Annotated in this window: 12 protein-coding genes; 5 read left to right on the plus strand and 7 right to left on the minus strand. The window is 70.0% G+C overall.

Going from position 1 to position 17,296, the window contains the following annotated elements:
* The coding region (locus tag ACWDEN_RS31340) for a YibE/F family protein (RefSeq protein ID WP_450861269.1) at window positions 1-1,175 on the minus strand (1,175 nt) is incomplete at its 3' end.
* Window positions 1,176-1,426: 251 nt separating this feature from the next.
* On the opposite strand from ACWDEN_RS31340, the gene thiC reads away from it, so the two are divergent.
* Complete coding sequence (gene thiC, locus ACWDEN_RS31345; RefSeq protein ID WP_351600959.1) at window positions 1,427-3,211, plus strand: phosphomethylpyrimidine synthase ThiC; 1,785 nt, start codon at window positions 1,427-1,429, stop codon at window positions 3,209-3,211.
* A gap of 209 nt (window positions 3,212-3,420) precedes the next feature.
* Here thiC and ACWDEN_RS31350 read toward each other — a convergent pair whose 3' ends face one another.
* The 3 genes from ACWDEN_RS31350 to ACWDEN_RS31360 form a co-directional block, all read right to left on the minus strand.
* Window positions 3,421-4,281 carry a hypothetical protein gene (locus ACWDEN_RS31350; RefSeq protein ID WP_450861195.1) on the minus strand — a complete coding sequence of 287 codons (861 nt, stop codon included), beginning with the start codon at window positions 4,279-4,281 and terminating at the stop codon, window positions 3,421-3,423.
* A 181-nt stretch (window positions 4,282-4,462) separates the two neighbouring features.
* Window positions 4,463-5,542, minus strand: coding sequence for a metallophosphoesterase (locus ACWDEN_RS31355; RefSeq protein WP_450861196.1), 1,080 nt, complete (start codon window positions 5,540-5,542; stop codon window positions 4,463-4,465).
* A gap of 281 nt (window positions 5,543-5,823) precedes the next feature.
* A complete protein-coding gene (locus ACWDEN_RS31360; RefSeq protein WP_351600950.1) occupies window positions 5,824-6,936 on the minus strand; it encodes a LacI family DNA-binding transcriptional regulator in 1,113 nt (370 codons plus the stop codon).
* 431 nt (window positions 6,937-7,367) lie between these two features.
* Here ACWDEN_RS31360 and hisC point away from each other — a divergent pair, with 431 nt between their 5' ends.
* Window positions 7,368-8,447 (plus strand): histidinol-phosphate transaminase, encoded by a 1,080-nt coding sequence (gene hisC, locus ACWDEN_RS31365; RefSeq protein WP_351600946.1) that lies wholly within the window; start codon window positions 7,368-7,370, stop codon window positions 8,445-8,447.
* Window positions 8,448-8,460: 13 nt separating this feature from the next.
* On the opposite strand, the gene ACWDEN_RS31370 is transcribed toward hisC, so the two are convergent.
* Window positions 8,461-8,838: a cyclophilin-like fold protein gene (locus tag ACWDEN_RS31370; RefSeq protein ID WP_450861199.1), complete on the minus strand. Its 378-nt coding sequence runs from the start codon at window positions 8,836-8,838 to the stop codon at window positions 8,461-8,463.
* A gap of 209 nt (window positions 8,839-9,047) precedes the next feature.
* Between ACWDEN_RS31370 and ACWDEN_RS31375 the strand changes: the two genes are divergently transcribed.
* The 3 genes from ACWDEN_RS31375 to cydD are packed head-to-tail and all read left to right on the plus strand — an operon-like array spanning window position 9,048 to window position 15,370.
* The gene (locus ACWDEN_RS31375) at window positions 9,048-10,556 is read left to right on the plus strand and encodes a cytochrome ubiquinol oxidase subunit I (protein ID WP_351600940.1); all 1,509 of its coding nucleotides are present in this window, start codon (window positions 9,048-9,050) and stop codon (window positions 10,554-10,556) included.
* A gap of 15 nt (window positions 10,557-10,571) precedes the next feature.
* On the plus strand, window positions 10,572-11,591 hold the full coding sequence (gene cydB / locus ACWDEN_RS31380) for a cytochrome d ubiquinol oxidase subunit II (protein ID WP_351600937.1): 1,020 nt from the start codon (window positions 10,572-10,574) through the stop codon (window positions 11,589-11,591).
* Window positions 11,592-11,650: 59 nt separating this feature from the next.
* Entirely contained in the window at window positions 11,651-15,370 is a 3,720-nt protein-coding gene (gene cydD / locus ACWDEN_RS31385; RefSeq protein WP_450861201.1) for a thiol reductant ABC exporter subunit CydD, read from the plus strand.
* A 12-nt stretch (window positions 15,371-15,382) separates the two neighbouring features.
* Here cydD and ACWDEN_RS31390 read toward each other — a convergent pair whose 3' ends face one another.
* Entirely contained in the window at window positions 15,383-16,300 is a 918-nt protein-coding gene (locus ACWDEN_RS31390; RefSeq protein ID WP_450861203.1) for an HAD-IIB family hydrolase, read from the minus strand.
* A gap of 72 nt (window positions 16,301-16,372) precedes the next feature.
* The gene (locus ACWDEN_RS31395; RefSeq protein WP_351600928.1) at window positions 16,373-17,275 is read right to left on the minus strand and encodes an LLM class flavin-dependent oxidoreductase; all 903 of its coding nucleotides are present in this window, start codon (window positions 17,273-17,275) and stop codon (window positions 16,373-16,375) included.
* Between the last annotated feature and the right edge of the window lie 21 nt (window positions 17,276-17,296).

Raw genomic sequence — 17,296 nt, forward strand, 5'->3', positions numbered from 1 at the left:
ATGCCCGCCCGGTACAGTCCGCGCCAGCCCATCGCCGGGTTGGCCTCGTGCAGTTCCCAGACGGCGGACGTCTGGGTCACGGTGACGTCGTCGAGGACGCCGAGGGAGCCGATGATGACGCCTGCGAGCAGCAGTCCGCTCATGTCGATCTTCGGGTACAGGCCGTGGATCAGGCCGGTGCTGTCGTCGGTGTTGCCGGTGAGGGCGGCCCAGCCGATGAACTGCGAGCCGAGCACGCCGATCAGCATCAGCGAGGCGAGTGTGCCGAGCACCGCCACCGAGGTGCGGGCCGACAGGCCGTGGCACATGTACAGGGCGATCAGCATGATGGCGCTCGATCCGACCACGGCGACGAGCAGCGGGTTCGAGCCCTGCAGGATCGCAGGCAGGATGAACAGAGTCAGCACCAGGAAGCTGACGGCCAGCGCGACCAGTGCCATCACGCCCCGCAGCCTGCCGACCACCACGACGGCGAACGCGAAGATCCCCGCGAGCAGCGCCATCGGGAACTTCCGGTTCACGTCGGTCACCGAATACTGCAGGTCCTTCGGCGCCGAGGGTTCGTAGGCGGCCACCACCTTCTCGCCCTGGTGCAGTTGCCGGGGCTGGTCCGGCTGCACGATCTCGGTGAACGTGCGCCCCTTGTCCTTGCCGGTGTCGACCCGGACTGTCGCCTTCTTGCAGCTTCCCTTCGCCCCCTGCTCCGCCGGCGTGGTCTGGGCGGTGGAGGTGTCACCGGACGGGGCGCCACCGGAGGCGTTCACCGACGTGCAGCTCACCTCGATGACCCTGGTGACCGTGGCCTGCTGCGTCTCCCGGTCGAAGCCGACGCCACTGCGCTTGTGGGACGGGGCACCACCGGGCCAGAGCACCACCAGGCCGACGACCACCGCCACAGTGAACGGGACCAGGATCGCGGCGATGACCTTGCGCAGGTGCTTGGAGACGGGGGCGGCGGGTCCATGGCTGTGACTGTGTCCGTGCCCGTGGCCGCTCCCACGCCCGTGTCTGTGGCTGTGACCGTGTGCGTGACCGCCTGCCTGTCCGTGGTCCTCACCGTGGCCCTCAGCGCGGCTGTCGTCGCGGACGCTTTCCGGTCCGGGGGCCTGGCCGTCGCCTTGTCCCGAGCGCGGTCGGCGACGCGGCTCGGGCGGCCGATACGGGTGCTGCTGCATTCGGGTCACCGCCTGATCATTGCAACAGCGGCAGGGGGCCCACTGTTCACCGCGCCACAAATGACGCTAGCGTGGAGGCACCTTTGCACACGCGGGAGCTCGGAGCACCGGGCTGAGAGGGCGCTGACCTCCGTACGCGCAATGTTTCACGTGGAACAAGCGATGTTCCGCGCGAAATGTCGCCAGACGGAAACCGCTGCGTCGACCGCCGAACCTGTTACCGGGTAATGCCGGCGTAGGGAGTAGGTCTCATGACCAACAAGGACGCACGCACGCCTGCCTCCGTCCAGGACGAGAAGTCCCAGGAGGCCGGGAAGTCCATCGGATGGCACAAGGCGTACGTCGAGGGTTCGCGCCCCGACCTGCGCGTGCCGGTCCGTCAGGTGCACCTCACCAACGGGCAGTCGGTCACGCTGTACGACACGTCGGGCCCGTACACCGATCCGCTCGTCGACACCGACGTCCGCAGGGGCCTGCCGCCGTTGCGGGAGAACTGGATCATCGCCCGCGGTGACACCGAGGAGTACGCGGGCCGTCCCGTCCGTCCCGAGGACGACGGGATCAAGCACACCTCGCCGCGCGGTGGGTTGCGCAACCTGGACGCGGTCTTCCCCGGACGGCCGCGCCAGCCACGGCGGGGCCGGGGCGGCGAGGCGGTGACCCAGCTCGCGTACGCCCGCCGGGGCGAGATCACCCCGGAGATGGAGTACGTGGCCATCCGGGAGAACGTCTCTCCCGAAGTGGTCCGCGAGGAGATCGCGGCGGGCCGGGCGGTGCTGCCGGCCAACGTCAACCACCCGGAGATCGAGCCGATGATCATCGGCAAGCGGTTCCTGGTGAAGGTCAACGCCAACATCGGCAACTCCGCGGTGACCTCCTCCATCGAGGAGGAGGTGGAGAAGATGACCTGGGCGACCCGTTGGGGTGCTGACACGGTCATGGACCTGTCCACCGGTCGCAACATCCACACGACCCGCGAGTGGGTGCTGCGCAACTCCCCCGTCCCCATCGGCACGGTGCCGCTGTACCAGGCCCTGGAGAAGGTCGACGGCAGGGCCGAGGAACTGACCTGGGAGATCTACAAGGACACGGTCATCGAGCAGGCTGAGCAGGGCGTGGACTACATGACCGTCCACGCGGGCGTCCGGCTGCCGTACGTGCCGCTCACCGCCAACCGCAAGACTGGCATCGTCTCGCGCGGTGGCTCGATCATGGCCGCCTGGTGCCTGGCGCACCACAAGGAGTCTTTCCTGTACGAGAACTTCGAGGAGCTCTGCGAGATCCTCGCCGCCTACGACGTCACGTACTCGCTGGGCGACGGTCTCCGGCCGGGCTCGATCGCGGACGCCAACGACGAGGCACAGTTCGCGGAGTTGAAGACGCTCGGGGAACTCAACCGGATCGCCAGGCGTTTCCACGTACAGACGATGATCGAGGGCCCGGGACATGTCCCGATGCACAAGATCAAGGAGAACATCGACCTTCAGCAGGAGATCTGCGATGAAGCTCCGTTCTATACGCTCGGCCCGCTGACCACGGACATCGCCCCGGCGTACGACCACATCACCTCCGGTATCGGCGCCGCGATGATCGCCTGGTGGGGCACGGCGATGCTCTGCTACGTCACGCCCAAGGAGCACCTGGGCCTGCCCAACCGTGACGACGTCAAGACCGGCGTCATCACCTACAAGATCGCCGCGCACGCGGCCGATCTCGCCAAGGGGCACCCGGGCGCCCAGGAGTGGGACGACGCACTGTCCGACGCCCGCTTCGAGTTCCGGTGGGAGGACCAGTTCAACCTCGCCCTGGACCCGGACACGGCCAGGGAGTTCCACGACGAGACCCTGCCGGCCGAGCCTGCCAAGACCGCCCACTTCTGCTCCATGTGCGGGCCGAAGTTCTGCTCGATGAAGATCTCGCAGGACATCCGCCGTGAACACGGTGGCAGCCGGGCCGAGATCGAGGAGGGCATGGCGCAGAAGTCGAAGGAGTTCGCGGCGAGCGGGAACAGGGTGTACCTGCCGATCGCCGACTGACGGCTTCTCTCTGGGCGGTGCTCGCCCGTGGTGCGCCATGAGCACCGCCCAGGGCCGCCGGCGTTGCGGTTCGCTGCGGCGCGGCAACTGCTGAGGCTGAGCCGGTCGCCGACTGGATGGCTGAGCCGGCCGGGGCGGGGCGCACCGGCGGGCCGCCCGGTCGGGCCCATGTCGGCCGGGGCGCGGTCCATGTCCGGGCTGCCGTGGGGTCACTCGGGCTGGTGCTCCGGGCCGCCGAAGTCCGGGCTCGTGTAGTCGGGGCTGGTGAAGCTCGGCCGGCCGGACTGGGTGCCGTCGTCGGGGCTGCTGAAACCGGGGCGGTCGTACCCCAGCCGGGGCATCCGCCCGCGCGGGGCGGGCGGGGTCGTACGGCGCGCGGGGGTCGGTGCGGGCTCGGCGAGCGCCTCCGTGAGGAACGGCACGATGCCGCGCTCCAGCAGGGCGTCCCGCCAGGCCTCTCTCGCGCTGTCCAGTTCCCGGTGTGCTGCGTCCAGTGCCTGGGCCTGTGGCGAACTGCCGTTGCGCAGGGCGGTGAGGAGCAGTCCGACGGCGGCGACGAGGATCGTGGCCGCGGTCACCGCGCCGAACACCCACCCGGCGGTGAGCATGGTCTGGGCGAAGGCCTGTCCGGGGCTGAGGGTTTTCAGGATGTAGCCGACGAGCAGGAAGATCGCCGCGGCGGTTCCGGAGAGGACGGGTGCCAGTACGGCGATGACCGCGACGGCGCCCGCGCCGGTGCTCTCGGCCGCGTCGCCGAAGGTGGTGACGAGCCCCGTCGTGGCCGAACTCCGGTCCGCGGGAGCGGCGCCACCGGAGGCCGAGGGGGCCATCGCCGGCTGACGCAGTTCCTGGCGGACCTTCACATAGTGCTGGTATTCGGCCGCGGCAGCGGCCGTTATCAGTGCGGTGGCGTTGAGCGCCATGGTGCGCAGTTGTTCGGGATTGAGCCGCTGTCCGACAGCGGCCAGTTCCGGCCGCTGTGGTGCGGAGCGCAGCGCCTCATCGAGGAGCCGCTCGAATTCCTGGCGGTCCTCGTTCTGCAGGTGCTGCGGAACGCTGTTCATGTGCATCCCCCGATGCTCCGTAGGGCTTGGGGCTCGCACGCCGGCGAGCCGTCGGGCAGAAACGGAGGGGAGCCTGCTACGGATAAGCCGATGGTAGAGCCGTGACGGCACACGGTGACAGGGGGTTGCCGGAAATTGCCCTTCGGCTCGCGGGCACCCCGCCGGGGGCGGTCTGCCCGCAAAACGGTCAGGTGGCCAGGGGCAGTTGCCGGACCAGGAGCCTTCCGGCCATGGTCACCCCGCCGTCCATCGCGATGGCGAGCCCGTCGGCATAGACGTGCGGCCCCTCCACGACCGGGCCGGAGCCCTCCTCGCCGTCCTCGGAGCCGACCTCGCCGAGCAGGTAGGGGATCGGGCTGTGACCGTGAACGACGCGGGTGCCGCCGTACGTATCGAGGAGGGAGCGCACGGCGTCGGAGCCGCCCTCGTCGCGGAAGGAGAAGCGCTTGGTGAACTTGCGGAACAGATCCCAGCACTCGTCCGCGTCGTTGCGGGTGAGGGTCTCACGGACGGTGTCGTTGACCGCCTCGATGGAGTCGCCGTAGTCGAGGTAGGCGGTGGTGTCCGAGTGCACGAGCAGATAGCCGTCGACCTCCTCGACGGCGTCGAGGCGGGCCATCCACTGCAGATGGTGGTCCTGGAGGCGGTCCATGTCGGTCTTCTGACCGCCGTTGAGCAGCCAGGCGGCCTGGAAGGTGGCGGTGCCCGCACCGGAGTTGACGGGGGTGTCGCCGAACCGCTTGGCGCCGAGCAGCAGCAGCTCGTGGTTGCCCATGAGGGCCTTGCAGTAGCCGCCGGCCGCCGCGGCCTCGGCGGACAGCCGCATCACGAGGTCGATGACGCCGATGCCGTCGGGTCCGCGGTCGGTGAAGTCGCCGAGGAACCACAGCCGGGTGGTGCCGGCGCACCACTGGCCGGAGGCGTCGATCAGCCCCTGCTCCTGCAGTGCGGCCACCAGTTCGTCGAGGTACCCGTGGACGTCCCCGACGACGAACAGCGGTCCGGGCCCGGTGGCGGGCTGCGGCGCCGGGGCCGAAGGTGCCGTCTCGACGGAGACCTGGAGCGTCTCCGTCCGGTTGATGACGGGCAGGTCGCGCTGGGTGGGGGTGTAGCTCTCGGGGTACGCCTCGTCGGCGGGCGGCGCGGTGTCGCCCGGGTGGGCGGTGCGGACGTACGGACCGGTCTCGTGGACGTACGCGGGTACCCGGAAGTCGCGCAGTGTCGCCGTCCGCTCCACTTCGGGTCCCTGACCGGCCCCCTGAGTCATCAGACCCCTCCACCATCGCGCCGCATCTGCACCCCTTCGGACTGCCTGGTCGCAGCGGTCCGCGGTGTCGTGGGCCCATCATAGGAATGCGCATCGCGCCGTGTGATGACCCAGGGGTGGTGAATCGGAACAAGACTCCAGTTCACCGCGGCTTTCGCCCCGTTTGGGCAGGTGTTCGGCCGGCTCTGCACCGACCGAACACCCGGCCCGCCGGCCGCCGGCCCGCCGAGCCCCCTCCCCCGGCCGGCGCGCGCACGGGGCGAGCGCCCCGCTTTCCGGCGTTATTTCTCGTCGGGCGTCCGCGGCGGGCTGACCGTGGTGCGCGGCGAGCGCCGCTGTGAGGAGGTGCGCACGATCAGCTCGGTCGGTATCACCTGCTCGACCGGCTGGTCCGACTCCACCCCCTCGATGGCGTCGATGAGGAGCTGGACCACCGCCGTGCCGATGCGGCGGGGCTTGAGGGAGAGCGTGGTGATGGGCGGCTCGGTGCTGGCGTACACCATGGACTCGCTGCAGCACACAAGCAGCAGGTCGTCGGGGACACGGAGCCCGTAGCGACGGGCGGCGGCCAGCAGGTCGGTGCCGTTGGGGTCGAACAGGCCGTAGACCGCGTCGGGCCGGTCGGGGCGGGCGAGCAGCCGGTCGGCTGCGACGGCGCCCGCGCACGGGTCGTGCGCCGGGTAGGCCTCGTAGACCGGGTCCTGGCCGACCCGCTCGCACCAGCGCAGGTAGGCGGTGGTGGACAGGTGGGTGTACGTGTCCGTCGTCGTGCCCGTGAGCAGGCCGATGCGGCGGGCGCCGGCGTCGGCGAGGTGGTCGAGGATGCCGAGGACGGCGGCCTCGTGGTCGTTGTCGACCCAGGCGGTGACCGGCAGCGAGCCGGCCGGGCGGCCGTCGGAGACGACCGGCAGTCCCTGCCGGACGAGCTCGCTGACCACCGGGTCCTGGTCGGAGGGGTCGATGACGACCGTGCCGTCCAGGGCGACGTTGGACCACACGTCGTGGCGGGAGGTCGCGGGCAGGATCACGAGGGCGTAGCCGCGGGCGAGCGCGGCCGAGGTGGCGGCTCGTGCCATCTCGGCGAAGTACGCGAACTCCGTGAAGGTGAAAGGTTCATCCCCGTACGTCGTCACGGTCAGGCCGATCAGACCCGACTTGCCGGTACGGAGGGTGCGGGCGGCGGCGGAGGGGCGGTATCCCAGCCGGTCGGCGACCTCGCGGACGTGGCGCCGGGTGGCATCCGGGAGCCGGCCCTTGCCGTTGAGGGCGTCGGAGACGGTCGTGATGGAGACTCCGGCGGCGGCGGCCACGTCTCTGATGCCCGCCCGGCCCGGCCGGCTGCCTCGACGTGAGGTTTCCGCGCGGCTCACCTGGTGCTTCCCTGCTGCTGTCATGGCGAGCCGATAGTAGGGCTCATGTGGTGGGGTAGTGCGGACGCATATGCACGCGTTGACAGGCACGTTTCTGCATGGTCACCCGGGGTCAACTGGCTTAGAAAACAAGGTAGTTGAACGATTCTTCGGTAGGACGTGGCGTAGTGACGCGTATGAACCTGCCAACTGCCCGATGTCTCGAAGAGGTCTCAACTCACCTGCACGGGGGATGCGCGCTACGGCGTGAGCCACCGGCGCGTAGATATATGTACGGCGCGCCCCCTGGAACGTACGCCTTCGTACGGTGATGCCCCGGGATGGCGCCGGGCCGGACGCGCTTCACGTTTTGCCGGGCCGCCACCTGTACGCACCGGGGCCGAATCCTCATAAGGTGAGGAGTATTGGAAGCCGGCGGCGTCGACGGTCCGCCGGTGGTCGCGAGGAGGACTGCGGTGAGCGAGACGAGCCCCAAGCTGCGCGCCGAGCTGGAGGGTATCCCCACCTACAAACCGGGCAAGCCCGCCGCGGCCGGAGGGCCGGTCGCCTACAAGCTGTCCTCCAACGAGAACCCTTACCCCCCGCTGCCCGGCGTGATGGAGAGCGTGACGGCGGCCGCCTGCGACTTCAACCGCTACCCGGACATGGCGTGCACCGGGCTGATGGCCGAGCTGTCGGAGCGCTTCGGCGTCCCGATCTCCCACCTGGCCACCGGCACCGGCTCGGTGGGCGTCGCCCAGCAGCTCATCCAGGCCACCAGCGGTCCCGGCGACGAGGTGATCTACGCCTGGAGGTCCTTCGAGGCGTACCCGATCATCACGCAGATCAGCGGCGCGCGGTCGGTGCGGGTGCCGCTCACGCCCGGCGATGTGCACGACCTGGACGCGATGGCGGACGCGATCACCGACCGGACGCGTCTGATTTTCGTCTGCAACCCCAACAACCCGACCGGCACGGTGGTGCGGCGGGCCGAGCTGGAGCGGTTCCTCGACCGGGTGCCCGGCGATGTCCTGGTGGTGCTGGATGAGGCCTACCGCGAGTTCATCCGCGATCCTGAGGTGCCCGACGGCGTCGAGCTGTACCGGAACCGGCCCAACGTCTGCGTCCTGCGTACCTTCTCCAAGGCCTACGGGCTCGCCGGGCTGCGCGTCGGTTTCGCGATCGCCCATGAGCCGGTCGCGGCGGCGCTGCGCAAGACAGCGGTGCCCTTTGGTGTCAGCCAGCTCGCGCAGGAAGCGGCGATCGCCTCGCTGCGGGCCGAGGACGAGTTGCTCGGCCGGGTCGGTTCGCTGGTGTGCGAGCGCACGCGGGTGGTCGATGCGCTGCGCGGGCAGGGCTGGACGGTGCCGGAGACGCAGGCGAACTTCGTGTGGCTGCGGCTGGGGGAGCGCACGGTCGCGTTCGCTCAGGCCTGTGAGCAGCACGGTGTGGTGGTCCGGCCGTTCCCGGGCGAGGGTGTGCGGGTGACGGTCGGAGAGAACGAGGCGAACGACATCTTCCTGAAGGTGGCGGAGGCGTTCCGCAAGGAGCTGTAGCGCCGCGAGGGCTCTACTCGTCGATCAGTTCCACACGGATGGGGTCGCCGTCTCGTACGGTCGCCAGCACCCTGGCGTCCCCGTCCAGACTTCCCAGGATGTTGCACGGGCTCGCGAGGCGGCACTCGTCGCCTCGCGAGATCGGAGTGGGGCCGTAGGGGAGGGCGAGCGCGTCGCCGTCCGTCCAGAAGGCCACCGTGCCCGGCTCCACGACCTGCCGGGCATCCGTTTCACGTGAAACAGAGACACCTGTGTCGAAATAGACCTCCTCGCCCCATGTGCAGGCGCTGGAGGTGAGCGGCAGTGCCTTGGCGAGGGCCTGTGCGGTCGCTGTGTCTGCGTCGAAGGTCGCGGTGATGTTGCCCGCGGGCCAGGAAATACGTATCTGCATGACGCGCAATTCAACAAGATGTTGAAGTCGCTGCCAAGGTCTTGACTCCGTGGCGATAGGACCACCCCGCCCTACCGGGCCGAAAATCGGTACGTCATAATGGCTTGTGAATGTGAACGCGTTCACAAGCGCGTCCCGTTTGCCCTGTATGTGTGCAACAGACGGGGCGAATCGCCGCTGTACCACGGCGCAGTAAGGAGAGTGACGACGTGGACCTGGCTCTGGCGCCGGAGACGCTGGCGCGCTGGCAGTTCGGCATCACCACCGTCTACCACTTCCTGTTCGTCCCGCTGACCATCTCCCTGGCCGCCCTCACGGCCGGGCTGCAGACGGCCTGGGTGCGCACGGAGAAGGAGAAGTACCTCAGAGCGACGAAGTTCTGGGGCAAGCTCTTCCTGATCAACATCGCGATGGGCGTGGTCACGGGCATCGTGCAGGAGTTCCAGTTCGGCATGAACTGGTCGGACTACTCCCGCTTCGTCGGTGACATCTTCGGCGCCCCGCTCGCCTTCGAGGCGCTGATCGCGTTCTTCTTCGAGTCCACCTTCATCGGCCTGTGGATCTTCGGCTGGGACAAGCTCCCCAAGAAGATCCACCTGGCCTGCATCTGGATGGTCTCGATCGGCACGATCCTGTCGGCGTACTTCATCCTCGCGGCCAACTCCTGGATGCAGCACCCGGTTGGCTACAAGATCGACAAGGTGAAGGGGCGCGCGGAACTGACCGACTTCTGGGCCGTGCTGACCCAGAACACCGCCCTCAGTCAGGCCTTCCACACCCTCTCCGCAGCCTTCCTGACCGGCGGCGCCTTCATGGTGGGCATCGCCGCCTACCACCTGGCCCGCAAGAAGCACATCCGCGAGATGAAGACCTCGCTGCGGCTCGGACTGATCACCGTCGTCATCGCCGGTCTGCTCACCGCGATCAGCGGCGACACGCTCGGCAAGGTCATGTTCAAGCAGCAGCCGATGAAGATGGCCGCGGCCGAGGCGCTGTGGGACGGCCAGAAGCCGGCACCGTTCTCGATCTTCGCCTACGGCGATGTGGAGAAGGGCCACAACACGGTGGCCATCGAGATCCCGGGGCTGCTGTCCTTCCTCGCCGACGACTCCTTCAACTCGTACGTCCCCGGCATCAATGACATCAACAAGGCCGAGCAGCAGAAGTTCGGACCGGGCGACTACCGGCCCAACATCCCCGTCGCCTTCTGGGGCTTCCGCTGGATGATCGGCTTCGGAATGGCCTCCTTCGCCATCGGCTTGGCCGGACTGTGGCTGACCCGCAAGAAGTTCATGCTGCCGCAGCATCTGCGGGTCGGCGAGGACGAGGTGCCACATCTGGTGCTGTTCAAGAACAAGGCGCTCAGCCCGAAGCTCACGCCCTGGTACTGGCGCATCGCGACCTGGACCCTGGCCTTCCCGCTGATCGCCAACTCCTGGGGCTGGATCTTCACCGAGATGGGCCGCCAGCCGTGGGTCGTCTACGGCGTCCTGCAGACCCGGCACGCGGTCTCCCCCAGTGTCTCCCAGGGCGAGGTCCTCACCTCGATGATCGTCTTCACCACGCTGTACGCGATCCTCGCCGTGGTCGAGGTCAAGCTGCTCGCGAAGTACGTCAAGGCCGGCCCCCCGGAGCTGACCGAGGCCGACCTCAACCCGCCCACGAAGATCGGCGGCGAAACCCGTGACGCCGACAAGCCGATGGCCTTCTCGTACTAGGCCGGGGGAACAGTCATGCAACTTCACGACGTCTGGTTCGTCCTGATCGCCGTTCTGTGGACCGGCTACTTCTTCCTGGAGGGCTTCGACTTCGGGGTCGGCATCCTCACCAAGCTGCTGGCCCGCAACCGGCCGGAGCGGCGGGTGCTGATCAACACCATCGGGCCCGTCTGGGACGGAAACGAGGTGTGGCTGCTCACGGCCGGCGGTGCGACCTTCGCGGCGTTCCCCGAGTGGTACGCCACCCTCTTCTCCGGCTTCTACCTGCCGCTGCTGATCATCCTGGTGTGCCTGATCGTCCGGGGCGTCGCCTTCGAGTACCGGGCCAAGCGGCCCGAGGAGAACTGGCAGCGCAATTGGGAGACAGCGATCTTCTGGACCTCGCTGATCCCGGCGTTCCTGTGGGGCGTGGCTTTCGGGAACATCGTGCGAGGTGTGAAGATCGACCAACACTTCGAGTACGTCGGCAGCTTCGGGGATCTGCTCAATCCCTATGCCCTGCTCGGCGGTCTGGTCACGCTGACGCTGTTCACCTTCCACGGAGCGGTCTTCACCGCGCTGAAGACGGTGGGGGACATCCGGGTGCGGGCACGGAAGCTGGCTCTGTGGGTCGGTCTCGTCACGGCCGTGGTGGCGGCCGGCTTCCTCCTGTGGACGCAGGCCGACAGCGGTGACGGCAAGAGCCTGGTGGCGCTCGTCGTGGCGGTCGCCGCCTTGGTGGCCGCGTTGGTGGCCAACCAGTTGGGCCGTGAGGGATGGGCGTTCGCGCTCTCCGGCGTCACCATCGTGGCCGCCGTGGCCATGCTCTTCCTGTCGCTCTTCCCGAACGTCATGCCGTCCACGCTCAACGGGGACTGGAGCCTGACGGTCAGCAACGCCTCGTCGAGCCCCTACACCCTGAAGATCATGACGTGGCTGGCGGCCATCGCCACGCCTCTCGTGGTGCTGTACCAGGGCTGGACCTACTGGGTCTTCCGCAAGCGGATCGGCACGCAGCACCTCGCTCCCGATGCTGCGGCCGGCGCCGCACACTGAGTCCGGCGAGGGTGTGTTTCACGTGAAACACACCCTCTGGACCGAAGGGCACGTTTCACGTGAAACCAATCGATCCGCGTCTGCTGCGCTATGCCCGCGCCACACGCGTCTTCCTCGTGGCGGTCGTCGCTCTGGGAGCCGTTGGTGCGGGGCTGGTCGTCGCCCAGGCGATGCTCATCGCCGAGGTCGTCGTCGGTGCGTTCCAGCACGGGCAGTCCGTCGCTGAACTGCGCACTCCCCTGCTGCTGTTGGCCGCCGTGGCCGTGGGCCGGTCGGTTGTCGCGTGGCTCACCGAACTCGCCGCCCATCGGGCGAGTGCGGCGGTGAAGTCCGAACTGCGGGGGCGTCTCCTCGACCGGGCGGCGGCGCTGGGCCCGGGATGGCTGGCCGGGCAGCGCACCGGTTCACTGGTGACCTTGGCCACGCGTGGCGTCGACGCCCTTGACGACTACTTCTCGCGCTATCTGCCGCAGCTGGGGCTCGCGGTGGTCGTGCCGGTGGCTGTGCTGGCGCGGATCGTCACCGAGGACTGGGTGTCGGCGGCGATCATCGTCGGCACTCTGCCCCTCATTCCGCTCTTCATGATGGTGATCGGCTGGGCCACGCAGTCCCGGATGGACCGTCAGTGGAGGCTCCTCTCCCGGTTGTCGGGGCATTTCCTCGACGTGGTCGCCGGCCTGCCCACGCTGAAGGTGTTCGGTCGGGCAAAGGCACAGGCCGAGTCCATCCGCCGGATCACCGGCGAGTACCGGCAGGCCACCCTGCGCACCCTGCGAATCGCCTTCCTCTCCTCCTTCGCGCTGGAGTTGCTCGCCACGCTGTCGGTCGCCCTGGTCGCGGTGACGATCGGCATGCGGCTCGTGCACGGTGACATGGATCTGTACATCGGCCTGGTGATCCTCGTGCTGGCGCCCGAGGCGTACCTTCCGTTGCGGCAGGTCGGCGCGCAGTACCACGCGGCGGCGGAGGGGCTGGCCGCCGCGGAGGAGATCTTCAGCGTGCTGCAGACGCCGGTTCCGGCGTCCGGAACCGGTGCGGTGCCATCGGGCGCGGTTGCCTTCGAGGGGGTCACTGTTCGCTATCCCGGTCGGTCGGCGGACGCGGTGACGAGCGTGTCGTTCAGCGTCGAGCCCGGTGAGACGGTCGCGCTGGTGGGGCCGAGTGGGGTGGGCAAGTCGACGCTGCTCAATGTGCTGCTCGGGTTCGTCTCGCCCAGCGAGGGGCGGGTCCGGGCCGGGGGAGCCGATCTCGCGGAACTCGACCTGGAGGAGTGGCGGTCGCGGATCGCGTGGGTGCCGCAGCGGCCGCATCTGTACGCCGGGACCGTCGCGGAGAACGTGCGGCTGGCGCGGCCCGAGGCGGATGACGGTGCCGTACGGCGGGCGCTGCGGGACGCGGGTGCGCTGGAGTTCGTGGACGCGTTGCCCGAGGGGGCGGAGACCGTGCTCGGGGAGGACGGGGCCGGGCTGTCGGCGGGGCAGCGGCAGCGACTGGCTCTTGCCCGCGCCTTTCTCGCCGACCGGCCCGTGCTGTTGTTGGACGAACCGACAGCCTCGCTGGACGGGGGGACGGAGGCGGAGGTCGTCACGGCGGTAAGGAAGCTTGCGGTGGGTCGTACGGTGCTGTTGGTGGTGCACCGGCCGGCCTTGCTGGAGGTTGCGGATCGGGTGGTGCGGCTGGAGAACGGCGGGTTGTCGAGCGCCGAGCCGTTGAGCGCCGCGTTGCCGAGTGCCCGGAGCTGCGGCGGGCCTGCCAGGGAGCTCCGCCCCCTGGACCCCCGTCCTCACCCACCGGCCACCCGACTCGGTGGGCTGGACGATGGGCCGCAGGCCGGTCGCCTCGGTGGGCTGGACGGTGGTCCGCAGGGCTCCGGGTCCGGTCGGCTGGATGGTGGCTCGCAGGGCTCGGGGACCGGTGGTCTGCATGGTGGGCCGGAGCGGGCTCGGCCGGGGCAGGCGGAGATCGGCTCGTCGGCGTCTTTGCGCGGGCAGTGGGAAAGTGGCTCGGTCGTGCGGGCTTCGGCGCGGCCTCGGCGTGTGCTTGCGCGGGTTCGTGCACTGGCCGGGCCGCGGCGGGGGCGTCTGGTGTCGGCGTTGGTGCTCGGGGGTCTCGCGCTCGGTAGCGCCGTTGGGCTGATGGCGACCTCGGGATGGCTCATCTCGCGGGCGTCGCAGCAGCCTCCGGTGCTGTATCTGATGGTGGCCGTGACGGCCACGCGGGCGTTCGGCATCGGGCGGGCCGCGTTCCGGTACGCCGAGCGGCTGGTGTCGCACGACGCGGTGCTGCGGATGCTGGCCGACACCCGGGTCGCGGTCTACCGGCGACTGGAGCGACTCGCGCCGGCGGTGCTGCGGACCGCCCGGCGCGGCGATCTGCTGACCCGGCTCGTGGCGGACGTGGACGAGCTCCAGGACTACTGGCTGCGCTGGCTGCTGCCCGCGTCGGTCGCCGTCGCCGTCTCCGCCGCGACCGTCGGCTTCACGGCATGGCTGCTTCCCGAGGCCGGCGCTGTCCTCGCCGCGGGTCTCGTGGCGGCCGGCGTCGGCGTCCCGCTCGTCACCGCGACCGTGGCCCGGCGGACCGAGCGACGGCTGGCCCCGGCTCGGGGCGCCCTTGCCACCCGGGTCACCGACCTGCTCACCGGCACCGCGGAGCTGACCGTCGCCGGCGCGCTGCCCGCCCGTACGGACGCGGCCCGGCGAGCCGACGGCGCCCTCACCCGGATCGCCTCGCGTGCCGCCGCCGTGACCGCGCTCGGCGACGGGCTCACCGCGCTGATCTCCGGCCTGACCGTCACGGCGGCCGCGTTCTGCGGCGCCCAGGCGGTGGCCGCGGGCCGGCTCGGCGGCGTGGCGCTGGCCGTGGTCGTCCTCACTCCCCTGGCCGCCTTCGAGGCCGTACTGGGGCTGCCGCTCGCCGTGCGCCACCGGCAGCGGGTGCGGCGGAGCGCCGAGCGCGTCCACGAGGTGCTGGACGCTCCGGAGCCCGTCCGCGAACCCGAGCGGCCCCGGCAGGCGCCCGCCACGCCGTTCCCGGTGGTGGTCAAGGGGCTGGCCGCGCGGTACGACGGGCAGCGGCGTGAGGCGCTGGCCGGCTTCGATCTCACCCTGGAGGAGGGGCGACGCATCGCGGTGGTCGGGGCGTCCGGTGCCGGCAAGACGACTCTCGCCCAGGTACTGCTGCGCTTCCTCGACCCGCAGGAGGGTTCGTACACGCTCGCCGGTGTGGACGCGTATGCGCTGGCCGGTGACGACGTACGGCGTTTCGTCGGGCTGTGTGCCCAGGACGCGCACCTCTTCGACAGCTCGGTGCGCGAGAACCTGCTGCTGGCCAGGAAGGACGCCACCGAGGCCGATCTGCGCAGGGTGCTGGACCGGGCCCGCCTGCTGGACTGGGTGGACGGGCTGCCCGACGGCCTGGACACACTGGTCGGCGAGCACGGGGCCCGGCTGTCCGGCGGTCAGCGGCAGCGGCTGGCGCTGGCCCGCGCCCTGCTGGCCGACTTCCCCGTCCTGGTGCTCGACGAGCCTGCCGAGCATCTGGACCTGCCGACGGCCGACGCGCTGACCGCCGATCTGCTGGCCGCCACTCAGGGCCGTACAACGCTGCTGATCACGCACCGGCTGGCGGGACTGGAGGCGGTGGACGAGGTGATCGTGCTCGACGCGGGCCAGGTGGTGCAGCGGGGAAGCTACGCGGAGCTTCTCGCGGTGGACGGGCCGCTGCGGGCGCTCGCGCGGCGGGAGGCTGAGGTGGATTCGCTGGCCGGAGCGCGGTGACCGTCACTCCGGTCACCGGCTTCCACCAGGCCCAGGGGTGTTTCGGAAGCGATCGGCGAGCAGTTGCTCGATCACGACCGCGACGCCGTCCTCGTTGTTGGCGACCGTACGGCCCGACGCGGCGGCGACGACGTCCGGGTGGGCGTTGCCCATCGCGTACGACTGGCCGGCCCAGGTCAGCATCTCGACGTCGTTGGGCATGTCGCCGAACGCGACGACCTCCTCGTGCGAGATACCGCGCTCGGCGCAGCAGAGGGCGAGCGTGCTGGCCTTGGAGACGTCCGGGCCGCTCAGTTCCAGCAGGGCGCTGGGGCTGGAGCGGGTGACGTTGGCGCGGTCGCCGATCGCGAGCCGGGCGAGGGTGAGGAAGGCGTCCGGGTCGAGGTCGGGGTGGTAGGCCAGGATCTTGAGCACGGGCTGGTCGGCGTCCGGGCCGTGGGGGGCGAGGAGGCGCTCGGCGGGCAGGAGGTTGTCCGGTATCTCCATGTGCAGCTTGGGATAGTCCGGCTCCTGGTGGAAGCCGTACGTCTGCTCCACCGCGTACACCGTGCCGGGTGCCGCCTTGCGCAGCAGCCGTACGGCGTCCAGGGCGTTCTCGCGGGCCAGTTCGCGGACCTTCACGAAGCGGTGGGCGCCGGGGCCGCCGTGCAGGTCGACCACGGCGGCGCCGTTGCCGCAGATCGCCAGGCCGTGACCGTGGACGTGGTCGCTGACGACGTCCATCCAGCGGGCCGGACGGCCGGTGACGAAGAAGACCTCGATGCCCGCATCCTCGGCGGCGGCCAGCGCGGCCACGGTGCGCGGGGAGACCGACTTGTCGTCGCGCAGCAGGGTGCCGTCGAGGTCGGTGGCGATCAACCGCGGCCGTACGGCGGCGGACGGGGTCCCGGGCTGTCTGGTCGCTGAGGTCACCGGGTCATTCTCGCGCATATGCCAGCACGACCGTGCGGAACTCCGCACAGATGAGACACAGATGACGCCCGGCTCGCGCCACGGTGCCGGTCAGTCCAGCTGGGCGGCGGCCTCCATGGCGATCTGCTCGAAGACCTTCTCGTCCGTGGCGAAGTCGGAGTCCGGGATGGGCCAGTGGATCACGATCTCGGTGAAGCCCAGTTCCCGGTGCCGGCCTGCGAAGTCCACGAAGGCGTCCAGGGACTGAAGCGGCCGAGCGCGGTCCGGGGTGAAGCCCGTGAGCAGGATCTTGTCCAGGCCGGCCATGTCCCGCCCGGCGTCCGCGCAGGCCTCGGACAGCTTGGCGATCTGCCCGCGCAGGGCCTCGACGGACTGCTCCGGGGTGCCGTTCTCGTACAGCTTCGGGTCGCCGGTGGTCACCCACGCCTGGCCGTGCCGCGCGGCGAGCCTGAGGCCGCGCGGTCCGGTGGCCGCCACCGCGAACGGCAGCCGGGGCCGCTGCACGCAGCCCGGGATGTTGCGGGCCTCGTGCGCCGAGTAGAAGCGGCCCTCGTGCGTCACCGCGTCCTCGGTGAGGAGCCGGTCCAGCAGCGGTACGAACTCGGCGAACCGGTCGGCGCGCTCGCGCGGGCTCCACGGCTCCTGGCCCAGCGCGGTCGCGTCGAAGCCGGTGCCGCCGGCGCCGACGCCGAGGGTGATCCGGCCGCCGGAGATGTCGTCGAGGGAGATCAGCTCCTTGGCGAGGGTGACCGGGTGCCGGAAGTTCGGCGAGGTCACGAGCGTGCCGAGGCGCAGACGCTCGGTGGCGGCAGCGGCGGCGGTCAGCGTCGGGACCGCGCCGAACCACGGGCCGTCACGGAAGCTGCGCCAGGACAGGTGGTCGTAGGTGTACGCCGTGTGGAAGCCGAGCTGCTCGGCCCGCACCCAGGCCGAACGGCCGCCCTCGCTCCAGCGGCGGTACGGCAGGATCACGGTGCTCAGACGCAGACTCATGCGTCCGAGGGTAAGCGGACC

The organism is Streptomyces sp. NPDC001153 (assembly GCF_053598315.1).

Coding starts and splice junctions, on each gene's coding strand:
- thiC (WP_351600959.1), top strand. CDS start 1,427: ATGACCAACAAGGACGCACGCACGCCTGCCTCCGTCCAGGACGAGAAG.
- ACWDEN_RS31350 (WP_450861195.1), bottom strand. CDS start 4,281: ATGCACATGAACAGCGTTCCGCAGCACCTGCAGAACGAGGACCGCCAG.
- ACWDEN_RS31355 (WP_450861196.1), bottom strand. CDS start 5,542: ATGACTCAGGGGGCCGGTCAGGGACCCGAAGTGGAGCGGACGGCGACA.
- ACWDEN_RS31360 (WP_351600950.1), bottom strand. CDS start 6,936: ATGACAGCAGCAGGGAAGCACCAGGTGAGCCGCGCGGAAACCTCACGT.
- ACWDEN_RS31370 (WP_450861199.1), bottom strand. CDS start 8,838: ATGCAGATACGTATTTCCTGGCCCGCGGGCAACATCACCGCGACCTTC.
- cydB (WP_351600937.1), top strand. CDS start 10,572: ATGCAACTTCACGACGTCTGGTTCGTCCTGATCGCCGTTCTGTGGACC.
- ACWDEN_RS31390 (WP_450861203.1), bottom strand. CDS start 16,300: ATGCGCGAGAATGACCCGGTGACCTCAGCGACCAGACAGCCCGGGACC.
- ACWDEN_RS31395 (WP_351600928.1), bottom strand. CDS start 17,275: ATGAGTCTGCGTCTGAGCACCGTGATCCTGCCGTACCGCCGCTGGAGC.